Source organism: Sphingobacterium sp. 1.A.5 (genome assembly GCF_002734235.1).
Taxonomy (GTDB): Bacteria; Bacteroidota; Bacteroidia; order Sphingobacteriales; family Sphingobacteriaceae; genus Sphingobacterium; species Sphingobacterium daejeonense.
Window position 1 is genome coordinate 157,196 of the sequence record NZ_PEBA01000066.1, and the last position, 19,123, is coordinate 176,318.

The 19,123-nt window shown below is 35.5% G+C and carries 15 protein-coding genes; 5 read left to right on the forward strand and 10 right to left on the reverse strand.

Annotated features, from left to right (window positions below; translation table 11 throughout):
* Window positions 1-87 precede the first annotated feature (87 nt).
* Both CRT24_RS20420 and CRT24_RS20425 read left to right on the forward strand, forming a co-directional pair.
* On the forward strand, window positions 88-1,299 hold the full coding sequence (locus CRT24_RS20420; protein ID WP_099372942.1) for a carboxypeptidase-like regulatory domain-containing protein: 1,212 nt from the start codon (window positions 88-90) through the stop codon (window positions 1,297-1,299).
* Between the two features lie 90 nt (window positions 1,300-1,389).
* Complete coding sequence (locus CRT24_RS20425; protein WP_099372943.1) at window positions 1,390-2,187, forward strand: sulfite exporter TauE/SafE family protein; 798 nt, start codon at window positions 1,390-1,392, stop codon at window positions 2,185-2,187.
* On the opposite strand, the gene CRT24_RS20430 is transcribed toward CRT24_RS20425, so the two are convergent.
* The 3 genes from CRT24_RS20430 to CRT24_RS20450 form a co-directional block, all read right to left on the reverse strand.
* The gene (locus tag CRT24_RS20430) at window positions 2,184-3,830 is read right to left on the reverse strand and encodes a PepSY domain-containing protein (RefSeq protein WP_099372944.1); all 1,647 of its coding nucleotides are present in this window, start codon (window positions 3,828-3,830) and stop codon (window positions 2,184-2,186) included. The genes CRT24_RS20425 and CRT24_RS20430 overlap by 4 nt on opposite strands.
* Before the next feature lie 689 nt (window positions 3,831-4,519).
* Window positions 4,520-5,221: a hypothetical protein gene (locus tag CRT24_RS20445; protein ID WP_099372947.1), complete on the reverse strand. Its 702-nt coding sequence runs from the start codon at window positions 5,219-5,221 to the stop codon at window positions 4,520-4,522.
* Window positions 5,222-5,224: 3 nt separating this feature from the next.
* Entirely contained in the window at window positions 5,225-7,654 is a 2,430-nt protein-coding gene (locus tag CRT24_RS20450) for a TonB-dependent receptor (protein ID WP_099372948.1), read from the reverse strand.
* 478 nt (window positions 7,655-8,132) lie between these two features.
* Here CRT24_RS20450 and CRT24_RS20455 point away from each other — a divergent pair, with 478 nt between their 5' ends.
* On the forward strand, window positions 8,133-9,914 hold the full coding sequence (locus CRT24_RS20455) for a DUF4091 domain-containing protein (RefSeq protein ID WP_099372949.1): 1,782 nt from the start codon (window positions 8,133-8,135) through the stop codon (window positions 9,912-9,914).
* 108 nt (window positions 9,915-10,022) lie between these two features.
* Here CRT24_RS20455 and CRT24_RS20460 read toward each other — a convergent pair whose 3' ends face one another.
* Window positions 10,023-10,436 carry a hypothetical protein gene (locus CRT24_RS20460; protein WP_144034625.1) on the reverse strand — a complete coding sequence of 138 codons (414 nt, stop codon included), beginning with the start codon at window positions 10,434-10,436 and terminating at the stop codon, window positions 10,023-10,025.
* Between the two features lie 206 nt (window positions 10,437-10,642).
* Here CRT24_RS20460 and CRT24_RS20465 point away from each other — a divergent pair, with 206 nt between their 5' ends.
* Together CRT24_RS20465 and CRT24_RS20470 are read left to right on the forward strand one after the other, a co-directional pair.
* Window positions 10,643-11,359 carry a basic secretory protein-like protein gene (locus CRT24_RS20465; protein WP_099372983.1) on the forward strand — a complete coding sequence of 239 codons (717 nt, stop codon included), beginning with the start codon at window positions 10,643-10,645 and terminating at the stop codon, window positions 11,357-11,359.
* Between the two features lie 4 nt (window positions 11,360-11,363).
* Window positions 11,364-13,670, forward strand: a complete 2,307-nt coding sequence (locus CRT24_RS20470; RefSeq protein ID WP_099372951.1) for a GH92 family glycosyl hydrolase — start codon at window positions 11,364-11,366, stop codon at window positions 13,668-13,670.
* Between the two features lie 72 nt (window positions 13,671-13,742).
* Here CRT24_RS20470 and CRT24_RS20475 read toward each other — a convergent pair whose 3' ends face one another.
* The 6 genes from CRT24_RS20475 to CRT24_RS20500 form a co-directional block, all read right to left on the reverse strand.
* Window positions 13,743-14,399 (reverse strand): hypothetical protein, encoded by a 657-nt coding sequence (locus CRT24_RS20475; protein ID WP_099372952.1) that lies wholly within the window; start codon window positions 14,397-14,399, stop codon window positions 13,743-13,745.
* A 93-nt stretch (window positions 14,400-14,492) separates the two neighbouring features.
* Window positions 14,493-15,002, reverse strand: a complete 510-nt coding sequence (locus tag CRT24_RS20480) for an STM3941 family protein (protein ID WP_099372953.1) — start codon at window positions 15,000-15,002, stop codon at window positions 14,493-14,495.
* Between the two features lie 106 nt (window positions 15,003-15,108).
* Window positions 15,109-15,495 carry a DoxX family protein gene (locus CRT24_RS20485; protein WP_099372954.1) on the reverse strand — a complete coding sequence of 129 codons (387 nt, stop codon included), beginning with the start codon at window positions 15,493-15,495 and terminating at the stop codon, window positions 15,109-15,111.
* Window positions 15,496-15,562: 67 nt separating this feature from the next.
* A complete protein-coding gene (locus CRT24_RS20490; protein ID WP_099372955.1) occupies window positions 15,563-16,906 on the reverse strand; it encodes an ankyrin repeat domain-containing protein in 1,344 nt (447 codons plus the stop codon).
* Between the two features lie 5 nt (window positions 16,907-16,911).
* Window positions 16,912-18,105 carry an ankyrin repeat domain-containing protein gene (locus CRT24_RS20495; RefSeq protein WP_099372956.1) on the reverse strand — a complete coding sequence of 398 codons (1,194 nt, stop codon included), beginning with the start codon at window positions 18,103-18,105 and terminating at the stop codon, window positions 16,912-16,914.
* A 17-nt stretch (window positions 18,106-18,122) separates the two neighbouring features.
* Complete coding sequence (locus tag CRT24_RS20500) at window positions 18,123-18,926, reverse strand: hypothetical protein (RefSeq protein WP_144034626.1); 804 nt, start codon at window positions 18,924-18,926, stop codon at window positions 18,123-18,125.
* Window positions 18,927-19,123 lie beyond the last annotated feature (197 nt).

Sequence of the window (19,123 nt, forward strand, 5' to 3'; positions counted from 1 at the left end):
TTTTTGTTAGTCAAAAGCCTGTTCTTTCCAGAATCAGGCTTTTTTAGTGAAAGGTAAAAACCATATATTTACGAAAATATCGTAACCATGCGTAGGGCCTTTTTATTTTTAATATTAACAGCTATTTTCCAATCCTTGGCAGCTCAACAGCTAATCAAAGGAAAAGTAATAAATGCAGACAATAGAAGTCCCATTGCAGGAGCATCTATTTATATCAATAATTCTTCTCTCGGCACCAGTTCTAATAAGGAGGGACAATTTACACTGAATACCTCCAGCAATTTAGTTGAATTGGTAATTACCAATATGGGGTTTGAAAAGAAGGTCTTACAGGTTCAGTTACCTTTGGAACAAGAATTAACAGTGGTACTATTCGAAAAGTCCACTGCAATTGAAGAAGTGGTAGTTACTAATTATTTAAAGGATGGATGGAAAGAGTGGGGAAGATTTTTTATAGAAAATTTAATTGGAATTGGGGACTTTGCTGACGATTGTAAAATCACCAACCATGAGGTAGTCAAGTTTAGATATGACCAAAAAGCAAAAGTGTTGACAGCTATTGCAACTGAACCTTTACAAATTAGAAATAATGCTTTAGGATATGACTTAGTTTATGATATGGGTGCTTTTAAGATGGATTTTGGTACCAATATGTTTTATTTTGAAGGCTATGCTTTTTTTAAAGACATCGGCAAAGGAAAATCAAAGTTTAAGAATAATCGAAATGATGCCTATCAATTATCGATGAATAAATTTGTAACCAGTACGTTCAACAAGTCTTGGGAAAAAGACGGGTATATAGTTCGGAAATTGGTAAAGAAAGATAATGAAGTTCGATTAGAGGCAAGAGCAAAATATAAAGATATTCTAGACGCTGTTCAAAAGAAATATAATGGGAATTGGAAACTATTCTATGCTTCGCAAAATGAGGTCAGTGAAGATCAATTGAACACAATCAGAAAACAGATGGGGCAACCTGAACAAATCAGTTATTTAATGGGAATTATGAAACCGGAAGAAATAATTGAAGTAGAAGATCCAGAATCGAACCTAAAAAGAATCAACTATCAAGACTTCCTTTATGTTATCTTTCCTGCCGAATTTGAAAAGTCAAAGAGCAAATTGTTAAAAAAATCAGCATCCCAGGTGTCTGAATTATTTTTGGTGGACAAAGAAGGCATAATAATCGAACAACAGGGTGCTTATTTCCCGCCTGCAAATTGGATTTTGAGTGGCTATGCAGTTGGATATTCCAAGTTAGCCTATCTGCTACCTTTGGATTATATCCCAGGCGAATAAATATAGATCCATTATTGTATCCCATTAATTTCTGTTACTTTTACAGCGAAATAATATAAGAGCACACTGATTTAACCAATTAAAAAAAGTATGATTATTCTTGGCTGTATCTTAGCAATTATTGTAGGAATAACTTTAGGGTTAATTGGTAGTGGTGGTACTATTTTAACGGTGCCAATCTTAGTTTATATCATGGGAGTGGATGCTGCCCTCTCAACAACTTATTCATTATTTGCTATTGGCATCACTTCTTTTATAGGTGCGATCCGAGGAATTTACAGAAAGGAAGCAGATCTGCCAAAGGTCCTTAGTTTTGGTGTTCCTTCCCTTATTGTTGTCTTTATTACCCGATCATTTATACTTCCTTTAGTTCCGGAAGTAATCCATATAGCAGGATATGACTTTCATCAAAATGTCCTTTTGATGATTCTTTTCTCCTTTGTCATGGTAGCATCTTCATTGAGCATGATTCGTTCTGCAAAAAATGGCATTGAACTTCCAGCTGAAAATACAAAAACTCCGATTGAGGTAATAGTTTTACAAGGTGCTTTGGTTGGTCTCGTAACAGGGTTGGTAGGTGCAGGTGGCGGTTTCCTAATTATTCCGGCATTGGTGAATTTTTACCGTTTGCCCATGCGTCGCGCAGTTGCAACATCGTTGATTATAATTACCATCAATTCTTTCTTTGGAGTCATGGGGGATCTTGAAAAATTTGAATTTTTCGACTGGAACCTTTTATTGGGATACACAGGAGGAACAGTATTGGGAATATTCATCGGATTCTATTTAGCAGATAAAATCCCAAACAAATCTCTAAAAGTTGCTTTTGGATATATGATTTTATTGGTGGGTCTGTATATCTTAGTAAAAGAGACATTGTTGTCTTAGACTTTTTTAATTTTCGTTCTTAGGTTGTTAAAATAACGATTTGATTGATAACAAATTATTAATCCTATTAGGCCTATAATTACCCAAAGTAAGTCCACTACAAAAAGGTCAATTTTTCCTTCACTAAAACTTTTCCAAATCCAATTTCCAGAATAAACTCCATTTGCAATAGGAACACAAATTCCAATAATACTTCCTAGAAATAAAGTCTCTCTATTAGTTCGATTTAAATTTTTGCGGAGAATATAGTAAGTACTTAAGATCAACCAAGTCCAAAAGTAAACTTTGTAAATATATACTTGATCGACCTGCTTTCCCATTTTTACAGCTATGAAAGTTATGGCTGTAGTAGGAAACATGCTTAAACAAATTGCCAGGTATACATTTGCCAACCAGAAATTAAATTTTCTTTTAACAGGCTTAACATTGTTTTTATCCCTTGCGACTAGCCAAATCATAATGCCAGAAGAAATAACTAAGCAACCCATTACCCCCAGAATAAAGGATAAAAACTTTAGCGGATAACCTGCGTAATCTCCAAAATGAAGTCTGTACAACAAGCTTTTAACATGGTCCACAAAAGTTGCATCCTGCATAGGTGACTTTTCCTCAATAACCTGGTTATCTTTTACTCTTACATTGTATATTCCATAGCCAGGGAAATATTGAGCATAAAGTGGCCTAGACTCTAGCACAATTTGCATGTTGGCGTCACCATAATTATGAACAGTTATCCTTGTCAGTTTAGATTCTGACCACTTTTTGCCAACTTCATTCACGTATTTTTCAATTTTAGGAATAAATTCCAATTCTGAATAGGAGTATTCTAATTTTTTACTGTGATTATATGCTAATTCAGTATACATCTTTTCAGAGTCTCCTTTATAAAGTATTTTTTCAAACGGAATGGCCAGGACCGAATTTAATATCAAAAAAACTCCAGTAATAGCATATACCAATTGAAATGGAAAGCCAATAACACCTAGTGCAGTATGCATATCTGTCCATACGGATTTCCATTTATTAAATGGTCGGAAAATAAAAAAATTGGAGACAATCTTGTCCCAGTGCAACAAAATGCCTGTGATCAGTGCGAACAGAAATAAAAATGAAGTCAATCCAGCAACAACGTATCCAAATGGACCAATGCCTATATTGATAGGAACTTCATTGAGTTGGGCTAAAAAATGTAGTCGATATAAGAATTCTGCTAAATCATAATTTTCTGAATAATTACCTGTCTTTTTATTCACAAAATTATATCCGAAATATTTTGCATCACTATTCAGCCAATTATTACGATCTTCAATTCCAGCATTTATCTTAGCCAAATTAGATTTATTTTCAAGACTGTCTTTAGAATCTGAATAACTCATGTATGATCTAGCACCATCGTGATAAAGAGAAAAGGTGATGTCACGGCCCTTTAAATTAATGGTCTTTCCAAGGGAGTCTAAAAGGTAATCGTAATTAATTTCTTCTTTGTTGAAAGTTGAAAAAGATTCACCCTGTTGCCAAGCGGCTAAATCATTTCTAAAAAAGGAAAATGAACCCGCAAAGAAAATCACATATAAAAAAGCACAAATTATTATACCACTTATAGTATGAGTATTGAAATAGATGTTGTAATTTCTGATATTCATTTAATCAGGTTTAAAATAGGTAGGGAATAGAAAATATGAATGCTAGTAATAGATAGACTAACCAAACTATCCAACCGTTTTTGCCTAAAATGGCAATTAAAAGTAGGCAGGCCCATAAAAAATATCCAGTAAAACCAGAAATAATAACTACGTCCCTCTTGTCAAATATCAATGCCATGAAATTATGAAATGATATCATTAATATATATCCACCCACAAAGCCAGATGAAATCTTCAGAATCCTTTGCGTTGGTGAGCTTAAATATTTTTTATTTGCTGGCATAGTGAATTAAGATTTGGTTTTCATAGCATAGTTCGAGAAACAAGATCACAATGAAAATTATGATTAAATGTTTCCAGGATAGGATTTTATAAGGTATTAGTAGGATCACTAGACTCAGAGATCCCATTATATACACTATTAGTGCATATGCACCTGCCTCAAGACCTTGATATTTCAAGGTAAAAATTCCAGCAATTGATAGAAATATTAATCCCAGTGGTTTCAGGTATTTTAACGGAATTATTCTTAAAAAGGTGTTTTCAACATTATGGGTTTTGATCATTTTGTTACTACTGCAATAGATCAAATAACTACCTGAAAATACCAATAGGAATATAAAGCTGATCATGATTTAAAATAAAAATCCCGCACATCAAAAGCGTGTTGATGTGCGAGAAGGATTAAATTATTTTACTTGAATTGCTATTGTTGTACCTCGCCAGATTTTGTCAATCTTTTGGTTATTCCAATTCTCGGTTTTCTCAACAGTTTTTGATGCTTCAATAATATACTTTCCTGGAATCAATGGTTTGAAACTTACCTTGCCCGAAGCATCACTATGTAATGTTTTTGTCCAACCTTCGGGACCCATAATAATAACTTCTGTTTCCTTTAGGGGAATAGAATTGTCATATACTGCCAAATTGATTTCAGAACCTAATTTTTTGCTATCATTTAGGCTTTTCAAATGAAAGGGATGTTCTCCAGTCATTCCTTCTTGTTTTCCTACCTTTACAAATGCGATTGAAGAGAACTCAAATCTCATAGTCTCATAAGCCTCTTTTGCTCCATGAATGACCGAAATAGTATAGATTCCATCTTCTGTGGGTACAAATTCTGAAACAAAATGATCAGAATTTGTTTGCTTATCTAGTTTAATTTTATTCCCCTTTGGGCTTGTCAAGAAGATTTCGAAATCTTTGACATCAGAATACCAATTGTCAATAGAATCGATTAATTGTTCTGCATATTCACCATAATATACCTTTACAATGTGTTTTTTATTTAATTGTCCTTCTGAAGACGTTTCTATCCAAAGTGCATGTGCTTGACAAAGACTTGCAGCAACGAAGCTGATAATGAATGTTAAGATTAATTTTATTTTCATGATTTAAAATTTATATGAGAATGAAAGTCTATAATTTCTAGGTGCGCCTGCTTGCCAAGAGTAAACTGCTGTATTGAAATAATCTGTGTAAAAACTACCTCCGTCGATGAGGTATTTGTCAAAAAGATTCTGGACATTCAGGTTGATACTAAATTTGTCTCTGCGATATCCCATACCAGCATCAAACCTGAAATAATCTTCGATATTTCGCTCCTTGAATTCTTGAGAATAATATTCAGTTGCTCTGTCAATATTAGAATAACCACCCAATTGGAAGGCTAGACCCTTAGCGTTACCTTGACTTATTTCATAATCCATCCAAAGATTGGCTATATGTTTATCCGCACCATCAAGAATTTGTCCTACAAAAAATTGATCGACACCTTCATTTACTTTGCTAACTTTTCCATCTGTATAGGCATAATTCGCTATTAGGTTCAGTCCTTTTGTGATTTCTCCTCGGAGATCAAATTCGATACCCTTTATTTTTTTCTGACCAACTTCAACAGACATTTTTGGGTCGGGACCATAGGAAGTTATCTCGTGATTTTTAGTGATTTGATAGAAGGAAAGCGTACTGTTCCATTTTCCACCAAACCAATCACGCTTCAAACCTAACTCGTAATTGTTTCCTGTAATAGGTTTTACCTTTGAACCGTCAAACAAAATCCCTTGTTGTGGGAGGAATGTTTGATCTAATAACCCATAAACACTCGTATTTTTGTCGATTGAATAGGAAACACCAACTCTAGGGGTAATTTTGTCATTTTTAATAGGTGTTCCGCCCCATGTTCCTACAGCCATTGAAGTATAGCGTGCAGCTAGGGTCAGTCGCAATTTGTTGTCGAAAAATCCCAGCTGATCCTGAACATAAACAGAACTATATTTGGTATTCATGCTTCCACCACCTCTTGCTGCTCTTTCTTCTAAGGATAAACTTCGGTCAAAAGATTGAGGACCGAAATCAAACCCATAAACTGGATTCTTAGGGTCAAATTCGCCACCGTTTAAGCTGTCTAATACGATACTTTGGTTCCAATCGGCAATATAATCCTTACTTCCTAAGTCGATTCCTGCTAAAACTGAATGACGAACAGATCCAGTCTCAAAGTCTCCATTTAGAAATGCTTGTGCTAAAACCATCGTGCTCTTAGCATCCCAGATGTCTGATTTACGAATTACTTTCCCATCAGGGAAAATATCTTTTGGCCAACTGCTAGCACCGGTCTGATTGTAGTTGAAATAAGATCCTTGTGCTGTGAATTTCCAAGAAGAACTTAATTGGTGCTCGATAGTTAAAAAAGTCGAATGCTCGTCCACATTAAAAGGTTGTGTTCCTTTTTGGATAAAAGTGGTCTCTCTGGGAAGACTCTTAAAACCATTAGGTGACATAACATAGCCCGAACCTACATCAGTCATCTTGGCTTTCTGATAGGTGTACTCAAAAGTAGCTATTGTCTTGTTGTTGAGCTTATAGGATAAAACAGGAGCTATAACCAATCTTTTATTGTCCTCATTCGGTCTAAAAGATGCTTTAGAAGATCCTGCAATATTTAAACGGTATAGTAATTTCCCGTCTTTGGATAGTTTCCCATCTAGGTCCAATGTGCTTCGATAATTTTCGAAACTCCCTAAGCTCATCGTCACTTCAGCATGTTGGATACCGGTTGGCTTTTTTGTTACCACATTGTATATCCCCGCTGGATCACCACTAGACATCATAAAACCAGCAGGTCCCTTCACAAATTCAATTCTTTCTACAGTAGCCATATCTTCAGATAGTGGGCTCCAAAATGATGAAACAATGTTCATTCCATTCCTGAATGCTTGAATTTGGGAACCACGCATATGAATATTGACATACATATCATTCCAGTGCGTTTGCCTACTAACACCGCTAATATTCCTGAAAACCCCATCGGAAAGATTGAATGCTTGTTGCTTCGCTATAACCTCTGAATTGATGGTCTGCACATTTTGGGACAATTCCAAAAGCGGAACCTGAACTCGAAGCGAATTTGATAATTGATGTTCCACAATTGGTTTCTTTGCACTCACTAGGACTTCTTGAATAGTTTTTTTGTCATCTTCAAGAATAAAATCCAAAATCCTGGTTTCACCCGCTTTCAAATGGATAGTAGAAACCTGACTAGCAAAGCTGATATGCTTTACCGTAACCTCGTAAGATTTTGCTTCTAGATTGTGAAACTCATAGCGACCCAAAGAATCAACTTCTTTCTCTTTGCTTCCATTGAGCTTGACAACGACATTTTTTGCAGGTCTATTGTTTTGAGTATGAATCGTTCCTTTAATTATACCGGTTTGAGCAAATGTTGTCGATGTTAAGACGCTCAATAAGAAGGTCAATATTATATTATAGGAAATTTGGAGATGAATCTCTCGATGCTTATTAGTTAAGGTTATGTACTTCATAAAGTTTGTTAATGTTTAATATTCATTAACTGTTTATGAAAGAAAAAATCAAGATAATAAGGGGCATAGGTACCCAAAATTTCATATCTTGCAGGTCCTTTCATACATACAGTGTTAAAGGTGATCAAGCTCTAAAACTTGATCAACTAATACCAGTTACAGCTGATATTAGATTTTGCGTCATGCTTTGATTGCCGTCTTAGCATGACGTATTTTTTTTAATCCAAACAGTTATCATTCATTCAAAGACAATTTATTACCGGTGAATAAATTACTCAGAAATCACTTTATTTATTTAGACTCATTAAAAACAAGTACAAATATAGAATGAAAATAATCGTTTGCAACAAATTTTATACAATTATTTTTATGTCTCTTGATTAAAGTAAAAACTCTATTCTTAATTATATGCCGTATATTGTATCTCATATTCTAGGAATCACAATTCCTTTTCCTTAGCTCAACTAAACTTATAGAAATGAAATTCAATAAACCTAAATGGGTTATTTTACTTGCCATTACTGTTTCCTTAACTTTTAATCAGGAGGGATATGCACAATCCAAAGCTGCATTATCTGAAACTTTTGTTGAACTTCCTGACCCTACCGAAGATGTGAAATCTGATTGGTCCAAAGTGCCTTCTGGACTTCAAACTTCATTTGTAACGATTGATAGAAGATTTGCAAAATCTCTGTCTCCAGATATTGACAAACAAACCAGGGTAAAGATTGAAGGTTGGAAAGGTGAAAAACTTTCTGCGCAGATATTGTTGTGGTCAGGTACTGATATTTCAGATGTCCAAGTAAAAGTTTCTGATTTAGTATCAAAAAATAAGTCCAAGATTGCTAGCTCTGCAACAGATGCTCGCTTTGTAAGATATGTTATGACTGATGAGTTCGGACCAGGCTGTGGACATCGCAAACCTGAAGATTTTGCTGCTTCCTTGTCACCAGATATGTTGGATAATCTAAAATCATTTGACATACCATCCAAGACTTCCAGACCTGTTTGGTTAAGTGTAAAGATTCCATCAGATGCCCAAGCAGGCTTGTATACGGGAATTGTAACTGTCACTGCACAGGGGCAGCAACCTCAGCAATTAGCGCTGGATCTTGAAGTAATCGATCAAACATTACCACCTTCTTCCGAATGGTCTTACCATTTGGACCAGTGGCAGCATCCTTCGGCAGTCGCAAGGGTAGAAGGGGTGGAAATGTGGAGTGATGCACATTTTGAAGCACTAAAACCGGTCATGCAAATGCTAGCAGATGCAGGGCAGAAAGTAATTACCACCACTTTAAATAAAGATCCTTGGAACGTTCAAACATATGATCCGTATGCAGACATGATCACCTGGACTAAGAATAGTGATGGATCATGGACGTATGATTATGCTGTCTTTGATCGCTGGGTGCAGTTTATGATGGATCTTGGGGTAAATGAAATGATCAACTGTTATTCTATTATTCCTTGGAACAATGAAATCCATTATACAGATGCTGCCAAAAACAAAGTAGTTAATGTTGTAGCAAAACCTGGAACGGAGATTTTTGAAGAACTATGGACTCCTTTTCTAAAGGATTTTGCTGAACACCTGAAATCAAAAGGTTGGTTGGAAAAAACAAATATTGCCATGGATGAAAGAGAAAGAGAACAAATGGATGGTGCCTTTGCTTTGTTGAACAAAGTTGCTCCTGAAATTGGAATATCCTATGCCGACAACCAGAAAACTTATCAAAGATTCCCAGATTCTGAAGATATCAGCATTTCTGTCGGACATCCATTCTCTAAAGATGATATTATTGACCGCAAAAATAGGGGACTAAACAGTACCTTTTATATTTGTTGTTCAGATGGATTCCCTAATCAATTTACGTTTTCTGAACCTGCCGAGTCCACTTATTTGGGTTGGTATGCTTTGGCAACAGGATTTGATGGGATGTTGCGTTGGGCTTATAACTCCTGGGTGGAAAAACCATTGCAAGACTCCAGATTCAGAACTTGGCCTGCTGGGGATACTTATATCGTTTACCCCAAAGGAAGATCTTCTATACGCTATGAAAGAATGTTAGAGGGGATTCAGGATTTTGAAAAAGCACAAATAGTACTGAAGGCTCTAAAAGATAAAAATGACCAAAAGAGTTTAGATGCATTTCAATCTGCAATCCATAAAATGGAGGCTAATCAAAGATTCGATGGGTGGAACGAAGAATTGAATAATGCCAAATCTCTCATGAATGAAATATCTAAAACTCTATAAATAAAATTATTAAAGGCAGTATTTTTCCAATACTGCCCTATTAATAAACCTCGCATTCCGATAATTTTAACAGGATTCGCTAATTGTAAAATCCTACCCATGAAAAAATTATCTATTTGCCAGTAATCCAATTCCCAAAGAAATCATACAGGTAGTAACTAAAAGTATTGCCACAATAATTAATGATGCCCATTTATTTGTGTTGGTTCTCCCAGGACCCATTGCACCAAAGAAAAATCCTGCTGAAATAATAACTGCCGAAGCTATAAACCCAATCCTTAAAAACCAGGACATAGATTCAGCATAACCAGCATGATCAATCAAAAGCTGGCAAATCAATGCTATAATCGTAAAAACTCCAGCATGTGAATGACCTGACTTAAACATGCGTTGTTGAAAAGGGGTAAGTTGCAAGTGCTTATATTTTCCCTGCATATACCGCAATAAGAAATGTCCACCAAACTCAATCGTGGGAAAAATAAACATAATTATTGCACTCATTAATTTTGCATCTGAACTCATATCTTCTTTTTTTATTAAAGTTACAGCATGATTTCCCACGAAAAATGAACCTGGGTTAATAAATTCAACTAGATTATTACAAGAAAATAAGGTGTTTTACTAATTCTTTTAAATATCTTTGATACTAAGATTAACGTTTTAGTTGTCTGTAAATGCATTATTCTTATGCTGAGGCAATATACTTTTTGAGTAAATCTAAAATTAATATGAGAAAACAATTTATACCTCTTTTTGCTGCCTTGGCCTTGGCCTTCTCATCGAAAAATTTGAGTGCACAAAGTTGGGAACACACCGATGAAGACCGCAAAGTCGCCGTTGAGGTTGATACCTTAGAAAAGAAAGGATTTACCTTGATTTGGATTAATAAGGACAAAAGCTTTAGTCCAGAAACTAAACAACAACTTATTGATGCTTATTTTACAAATTATCCTAAGCTAGCTAAGAAATTCAACAAAAAAACGCGTAAGGAGGTCACCTTTGTAATTGATCCTGAATACGATGGGGTTGCAGCAACGGCCGGTGGAATAGTTCGTTATAGTCCTGCATGGCTCCTCAAAAACCCTTATGATATCGATGTGGTTACACATGAGGTCATGCATATTGTTCAGGCATATCCAAATGGTTCAGGTCCTTGGTGGGTAACTGAAGGAATCGCTGATTATGTCAGATTTAAATTTGGTGTAGCAAATGAAAAAGGAAACTGGAGATTACCTGAGTTTAATGAAAAACAAAAATATACCGATTCTTACCGAGTTACGGCAAGATTTTTCCATTGGATAGAAACCAACAAAAAGAAGAATTTCATCAAAAAATTGGATAAAGCGATGCGTGATAGAACTTATAATGAAGAGTTTTGGGCAAAACAAACTGGAAAAACTATTGATGAACTTTGGTCAGAATATGCCTCAAAACCTGTAATTTAATAACATGAAAAAAAGATATCTTAATCTAACCAAGTTTCTGATTCTAACCTTATTGCCTTTTTCGGGTCATGCTCAGGAAACCAACCTAACGCAATATGTAAAGCCATTGATTGGAACGGCCAAAATGGGGCATACATTTCCAGGTGCCACGGTTCCATTTGGTGCAGTACAATTAAGTCCAGAAACAGACACAATACCTTATGCTGTAAATGGACAATATACTGGAGATGTTTATAAGTATTGCGCCGGTTATCAATATGATGATCCTACGATAGTTGGATTCAGCCACACACATTTTTCTGGTACGGGACATTCTGACCTTGGTGATATTTTGGTAATGCCTACTCAAGGGAAGGTTCAATTAAACCCTGGAACAGCAGATCGACCACAGGATGGATATAGATCACCATATAGTCATGATAATGAGACTGCAGAGGCCAATTATTATAAAGTTAAACTTGATAAACATAATATCCTTGCAGAACTCACAACAAGTGCAAGAGTTGGGATGCATCGATATACATTTCCAGCATCTGATCAGTCGCACCTTATTTTGGATTTGACTTCAGGTATCTACAATTATGATGGCAAGAACGTTTGGACATTCGTCCGGGTATTAAATGATTCAACAATAACGGGTTATAGGCAAACTAATGGATGGGCAAGAACTAGAACAGTTTATTTTGCTATTAAGACCTCTAAACCTTTTAAGAATTATGGTGCCAAATACCTTGATAAAAATGTTCAATATAAAGGTTTTTGGAGGAAATTCAACCAAGAAGACAATTTTCCTGATTTAGCAGCTCATAATATCAAAATGCACCTTGATTTTGATACTAAAGAAGGTGAACAAATAATGATGAAAGTAGCTTTGAGTCCAGTGAGTCAAAAAAATGCATTGGAAAATCCACAGGCAGAAACTCCAAATTGGAATTTTGAAGAGGTAGTTTCCAAAGGTAAGGCTGATTGGAAAAAGGAATTGCAGAAATTTAAGGTCGAGATGTTGAATAAAGAGGATTTAGTGAACTTTTATACATCTGTTTACCATGCTAACCTAATGCCAACGGTTTACATGGATGTCAATGGAGAATACAAAGGTCTGGATCAAGAAATACATAAAGCTGAAGGGTTTACGAACTATACTTCATTTTCATTATGGGATACCTTTAGAGCATTTCACCCTTGGTTGAATCTCGTAGATCCTAAACGAAACGCCGATATGGTCGCATCTATGATGGCACATCACCAACAATCTGCTTTAAATATGTTGCCGATTTGGTCTCATTATGCCAATGAAAACTGGTGTATGAGTGGGTATCATTCGGTTTCTGTAGTCGTGGATGCTATTATGAAGGGAGTCTATAAAGGGGATGCCGAAGCAGCACTAAATGCCTGTGTGCAAACTGCAACAGTAAGACGATATGAAGGAATTGGTGACTACATGGATTTAGGTTATGTACCTGATGATAGAAATGGGACATCAGTATCTAATACATTAGAGTACGCCTACGATGACTGGTGCATTGCTCAATTAGCTGAGAAATTGGGGAAAACAGAAATCGCTGATGAGTTCAATAAACGCGCTCAAAATTGGAAGAATTTGTATGATGAACGAATAGGTTTTATGCGTCCGAAAGATAGTAAAGGCGTATTCAGGGAGAAATTCGATGTGTTGGATACACATGGACAAGGATTTATAGAAGGCAATACATGGAACTATTCCTTATATGTACCCCACCAACCTGTGGAATTGATGGAAACTATGGGGGGACAAAAACGCTTTGAAAATTACTTGGATTCTTTGTTCACTATGCATTTGCCTGACAAATACTTTGAAAAAACTGAAGATATAACCCGTGAAGGTATTATTGGTAACTATGTGCATGGTAATGAACCTTCCCATCATGTTGCCTACCTTTACAATATGACTAATAGTCCTTGGAAAGCTCAAGAAAGAGTCCGTCAGATCATTCGAAACCAATATCATAATGGACCAGCAGGACTAGGGGGGAACGATGATTGTGGACAGATGTCAGCATGGTATCTGTTTAGTTCGCTTGGATTTTATCCCGTTGCACCTGGTGAAACTATGTATTGGCTAGGAAGTCCATTGGTGAAATCAGCTGAAATTCAATTAGAAAATGGTAAAACCCTAAAGGTTATAGCCAAAAATCAATCTGAAAAAAATGTTTATGTCAGTAAAGTGCTGTGGAATGGCAAAGAGCTTTTAGGATATAAGATTTCTCATGATGATATTTCTAAAGGAGGAGAATTACAGTTTGTGATGTCAAGCAAGAAAAGGAAAGGATAATTTTAAAATTATATTAGATCTATAAAAAAACAGGTTGGTGTATTCACCAACCTGTTTTTTTAATTAGATAAATTACTCCGGTAGATTTCCAGTCCCAATTTTATCCATCAGATCTCCCACCTGATCAATTGTATAACCTTTGCCTTCCATACTCATTAAATATCTCTTTTTATGGATCCATTCAATTTTAGAAGTGAATTCATCATCATATTTTTCTTCAGTCAATTTTGCACGCTGACCTTTGAAATCTGTTGTTCTTTCTTTGGTGTTTTCCGTAATTTCTTCAGAATCTGTATTGTAGCCGTAAAAAGCAAGTCCTGTCAATGCGCTTGCTGCCTCGCCTGCACCATCCATTATGGAAATATCTAGGGTTTTAGAACCATCTTCATTTTCATAGGTAGCATTTGCTGAAGAAATTCCCAAAGAGGAATTCTCGCCTACACGAATTGACATTCTTTTTAAGCCATCTAATGTCTCTGGTAAGACATTCTTTAAGTCGTCATTGCTTACTGGAGTTTTGGCCTTAAGGGCGTTGGTTTGTGCTTCCACGTCCTTCATGGCTTTTTCTAGACCCGAAAGCCCTTTTACAGCCTCTCCAACATTGCTAATGTTTTCAACAACACCAGGCTCTTCTGCTTCAGATTCATCAGTATTTTTCGTAGAACTTCCACAAGCAAAAAATAATGAACATCCGATAAGTAATGTAGGGATTAATAGTTGTTTTTTCATATTAGGATATTTGTTGTAGTAACAAATCTAACTTTTTTGAAACAACCCTGCTATTAATTGTTAAAATTACCTGTAAATGGGTATTGATTTTGGTTAAGGATTGATATTATGAGCATATTTACTCAAAGCATCAGCTAATTCCTTCTCCGTGTATTCAATTTCTGATAACGAGATTCGTATAATTCCTTTCATGCTTTTAAGGTAGGTGTCTCTGACGAAGAAATTAGACATTCTATCAGCGAATTTTTGTGGATTATGAACTTCAATATCCAATTGATTTCCCAAAAAGTGAACATTTGTAATATCTGTCCATGCAATTAATCCTGCCGCTTTTGCAATAGGAGTTGTGTCTCCTTTAATTCCTTCTGGGCCAATGCTTAATGCTGTAACCCCACTCTTGTTTCCAGTAAACTTCATGTAGATAAAAGAACCAATACCAAGCAAAGCAAGAAAAATACTTGCTACTTTGCCCATCAGGAATTCCCTGTCCGCTAAAAACCAGATATAATAGGTTGCTGCAATTCCTGCAATTCCAATTAGTAAAAATTTCATGGCCATCGAGCCTCTTTTCTTCTCACTGTACTTGAAGTTTATTGTATTCATATTTAATTAATTTTTGATACATTCAAATTTAGTCATGACCGCGCTTATTTGCTAAACATAGTTTTGTCGATTTATATAATTAACACATTAAACAAAGAATTTTGCCTTAATCCTTATCGATGGAATATTTTCCAGATCCAGTGAAAAATAAAGTAGCTGAAATAAATAACATAGCTAATGCTGGTGTAGTAGCTTCAATACTGTCACCATTAGGTAGGTGAACCATAAATATGGCAATCAAGAAATTGATAAACATAATCATTGCTGCCCATTTGGTTTGCCATCCTACTAACAGGAAAAAACCACAGAATAATTGAACAGCAACAGATAATATTGCAGAAACAATGGGATAAGGGAATTTGTGAGCTCCGAGGAAACCCGCGAATTCTTGCATTTTTTCCCAATTGATTACATTGTCAATTACCCCATAAATTGCTCTTCCACCAATGAAAATTCTTAAAATTAAAAGTCCTAGCGCAATATTTCCCATCATAATTTGGTTTTATATCTAGGTATTTAACGCAAAAAAAGATAGTAAATTATCGAATTATTTGGGATTTTTAACCAGCTAAGATCTTGCTTTTTTCTTCATTGAATTCCTCTTGTGTAAGAATGCCTGCATCTAAAAGCTCTTTCAGGTCCATCAACGCTTTTTTCTTGTCGATAGGGGCAGCCACAGTTTCCGATGTCGGGCTATTTAAAGCTGTAGGAGCATCGTTCTTGGCCTTTGGCGAGCCGAACTCGATCAAAAGGGCGGTTATTTCGTTTAGCCCCTTTATATTCGAGTAATCAATAGCCTTTTGCTCCTTCACATTGACTAGTTGCGGATCTGCATTGTTTTCAAGAAGGTATTTTATCACATCTTTCTTGCCATTTGCTGCAGCATAATGTAATGCCGAATTGCCTGATTCATCTTGGATATTGATATTGGCACCACGCTCGATTAGTAATTTCACCATGCTCAAATGACCATTTTTAACAGCATGATGTAAAAGGCTTTCTCCGCCTTGGGAATCCTGCACCCTAAAGTTGAATTGAGCATCAATAGATAGGTTATTGCTTGTTTCCACAAAATCCAAATAACCATATATCGCTTGGTCATTGCCCGTAATAGGTCTACTATGGTTCACATCTAAGCCATTGTCAAGCAATAAGGTCACAATTTCTTTCTGATTATGTGCACAGGCATACCAAATAGGTGAGACACCAATTGAATTAGTTATACTTACATCGGCACCATTGTCAAGTAATTTCTTTACCATTGCTTTGTTACCTTCGTAACATGCAACCAATAAAGCAGATTCACCAGATTCATTAACATGGTTTACATTTGCGCCGCTATCAATTAATAAATCAACCATTGGTAATTGTCGGTTTCTAACAGCGAGCAGCAGTGGTGAATTCTGCACTTTATTGGTACTGTCCGGATTTGCTCCTGATTCAATTAAGGCTTTTGCAGCTTCCAACCTCCTTTTCAATACAGCCAGAAACAATGGCTGTTCAGCATTATTATTGTCAGAGTTTACATCCAAACCTTTTTCTATCAATACTTCAAGAACGTCAGACTGACCTGTAGATGCTGTTAAATGCAATAAGCTGTTGCCTTTAAGGTCGTTAATATTTACTTTGGCGCCTTCTTCAATTAAGTATAGTGCTGTTTGTTTTTGTTTTTGTAGACAGGCGAAAAATAGAGGAGTTTCACCCTGATGATCTTCATAATCTAAATCAGCACCTTCTGCAATCAGAATCTTTACCAAATCCAAGTAACCTCGATGAGCAGCATAATGAAGGGCAGTTCGACCTTTTTCATCTGTATAGGTTACATCAACTTCTTTATTGGTCAACAATAATTCAGCAATTTTTCTCTTTCCGCCTTCGCAGGCTATTATAAATGAAATGGACATAGTTTCTATCTTTCTTTTTGTTCTGCAATCAATAATAACTCAACCGTTTTCCCCTTTAGATTGTCTTCAGATGCAAGCATCATCGCTGTTTTTTCCTGGTTGTTCAACATACTAGCAGATGCACCGTTGTCCAACAGGAACTTGACCTTTTTGTAGGTTTCTTTAGCAACATTTTGATCATGGTTGGAATCTTTTACAACAACCAAATGAAGCAGAGTATTACCTAGATCGTCCTGCTCGTTGATGTCCGGTCCTGCGCTATTGAAAATCCTTTGGAAAGATTCAGCGTTCTGTTGAGCAATCCAATACCAACCTGAATATGCATTGTCATAGTGCATGCAGGTGCTCTTTAGATCAACGCCATCCTCAATCATTTGAAGGATCAAATCCACACTATGAGAAAACCCACTTGTGTTTTTCAAAATATTATGTAGAGCTTTTTCGCCACGTTTATTTGTTTGTTCGAAATCCATGGTATCATACTCACCTAATTTCTTGTAAAGTTCAATATCTCCTTTATGAGCAACTGCTATGAAAAAGGCTGAATTTCCTTCATGATCCTGCTGATTTGGATCAGCCCCATTCTGAAGCAATAAGTCCAGAATATTTGACTTATTGCTTTCCATCGCAATATGGAGAGCAGTTTGGCCGATTTTATTTGGTTCATTAATATCTATCCCTTCATTTGAAAAGGTTTCAACATAACTGATTAACTCATCGCCTTTTAAATCATGTTTCTTAATGGATATATTTATCAGATTGTTTTCTGAATTATCCTTGAAATCTACTCTGCATCCTGCATCTACCATTGCTTTGATAATCGACGAATCAACCTTGGATTGGATAGCGTAAGATAACAAAGTTTCTCCTGATACCTCATCATTTATATTATCGCTTGAACTTATGAAATCTTGTAAAAATGCCACGAAATCCTCGTCCGGATTTCTTTTTTTTATGATGGATGAATAGATAGATCCATCAATTTTATCTAACATATAGATATCTTTTTCAATTTCTCCATTTTCTGACATCAAATTGATAAGTTCATATCCCTTATTCCTAAGCAATGTGTCATAAAGTTGGTTGTAATCATAAGAATGTTGGCTATGAGGAATTCTTTCTCCTTGTTGATATAATTCAATAGCACTTGTCATATCGCCTTTGTCAATAGCTTGTATCAATGGGGTTTTTTCGAACATAATTCTTCGGTTTTAATCTAGTGTTTTTTGTTAATTGAATCTGAAAACATTTGAAGTTTATCTTTGCTCCACGGACTGTAAATAACTAATATATTGTTGTTTATTTTAGGTGTATCAGAGATAATATTTATTATTCTTTTGTTTATTATTAATGCTAATGGCTCTTTTTGAAGATTCGAGAAATGATGAATTATTTTATTTTGATCCTTATGGTCTAATTCAATGATAATTTGTTGGCTTTCGCTTTCAGAAGTTCTAGATAATAAAAAGTCAGAACCTTTAATCAAGGGTTCTTGGCTAATCTGAACGTTTTGGGGAAGATAGCTGTCAAATGCTGATGCAATATAAAGACCATTAGGTTTGTTAACAGTGAAAAACTCAAATGGACGCGACTGGTTTGGGATTCCTGTAATCTCGATTCCAGATAGCAGTCTGTTTCCTTCAATATATTGATCGTCGAATAGCTTTTCGATTTTCTTCTCAAAAGATTTGAATTTTTCCTTATCAAGATCAACAATAGCATCTGCATCCAAATCCTTCATTTTAGATAACTCTTCCTTGCTATAAGTTTCTTTAATGAATTGTACCACATTCGCTTTAATTGCTTCTGTACTGTACTTATTTTGAAATTCTGAAACAGAGTTGTCCAGATTCTCTTTATCTAATTGGAAGAGGGGAGCAAAAGGCTTAGAACTTTCTATAAATTGATCTACAAAATCAAATTTTTTCAAAAAAATCAAGGCATCTTCATCCTTGTAATTCTGACTGCTACATGAAATGCTGCCCATTATCATCATTAGTATAGTTGGTAAAATCTTCATCAAATTTGTCATTCCCTAAAACTACTTTAAGAAATCTTAATCCAATAGTATTTAACAAATCATGTATGGTTGAATTATATAAATAGATCAGGTTTTAGCAATTTAAAGGGCAAAAATTTCCTTTTTGAAGATGTTTTTGTGTTCAAACTAAACTTGGACTACAAACCTAAAAATACTCAATGTTAGGTATTTTATTT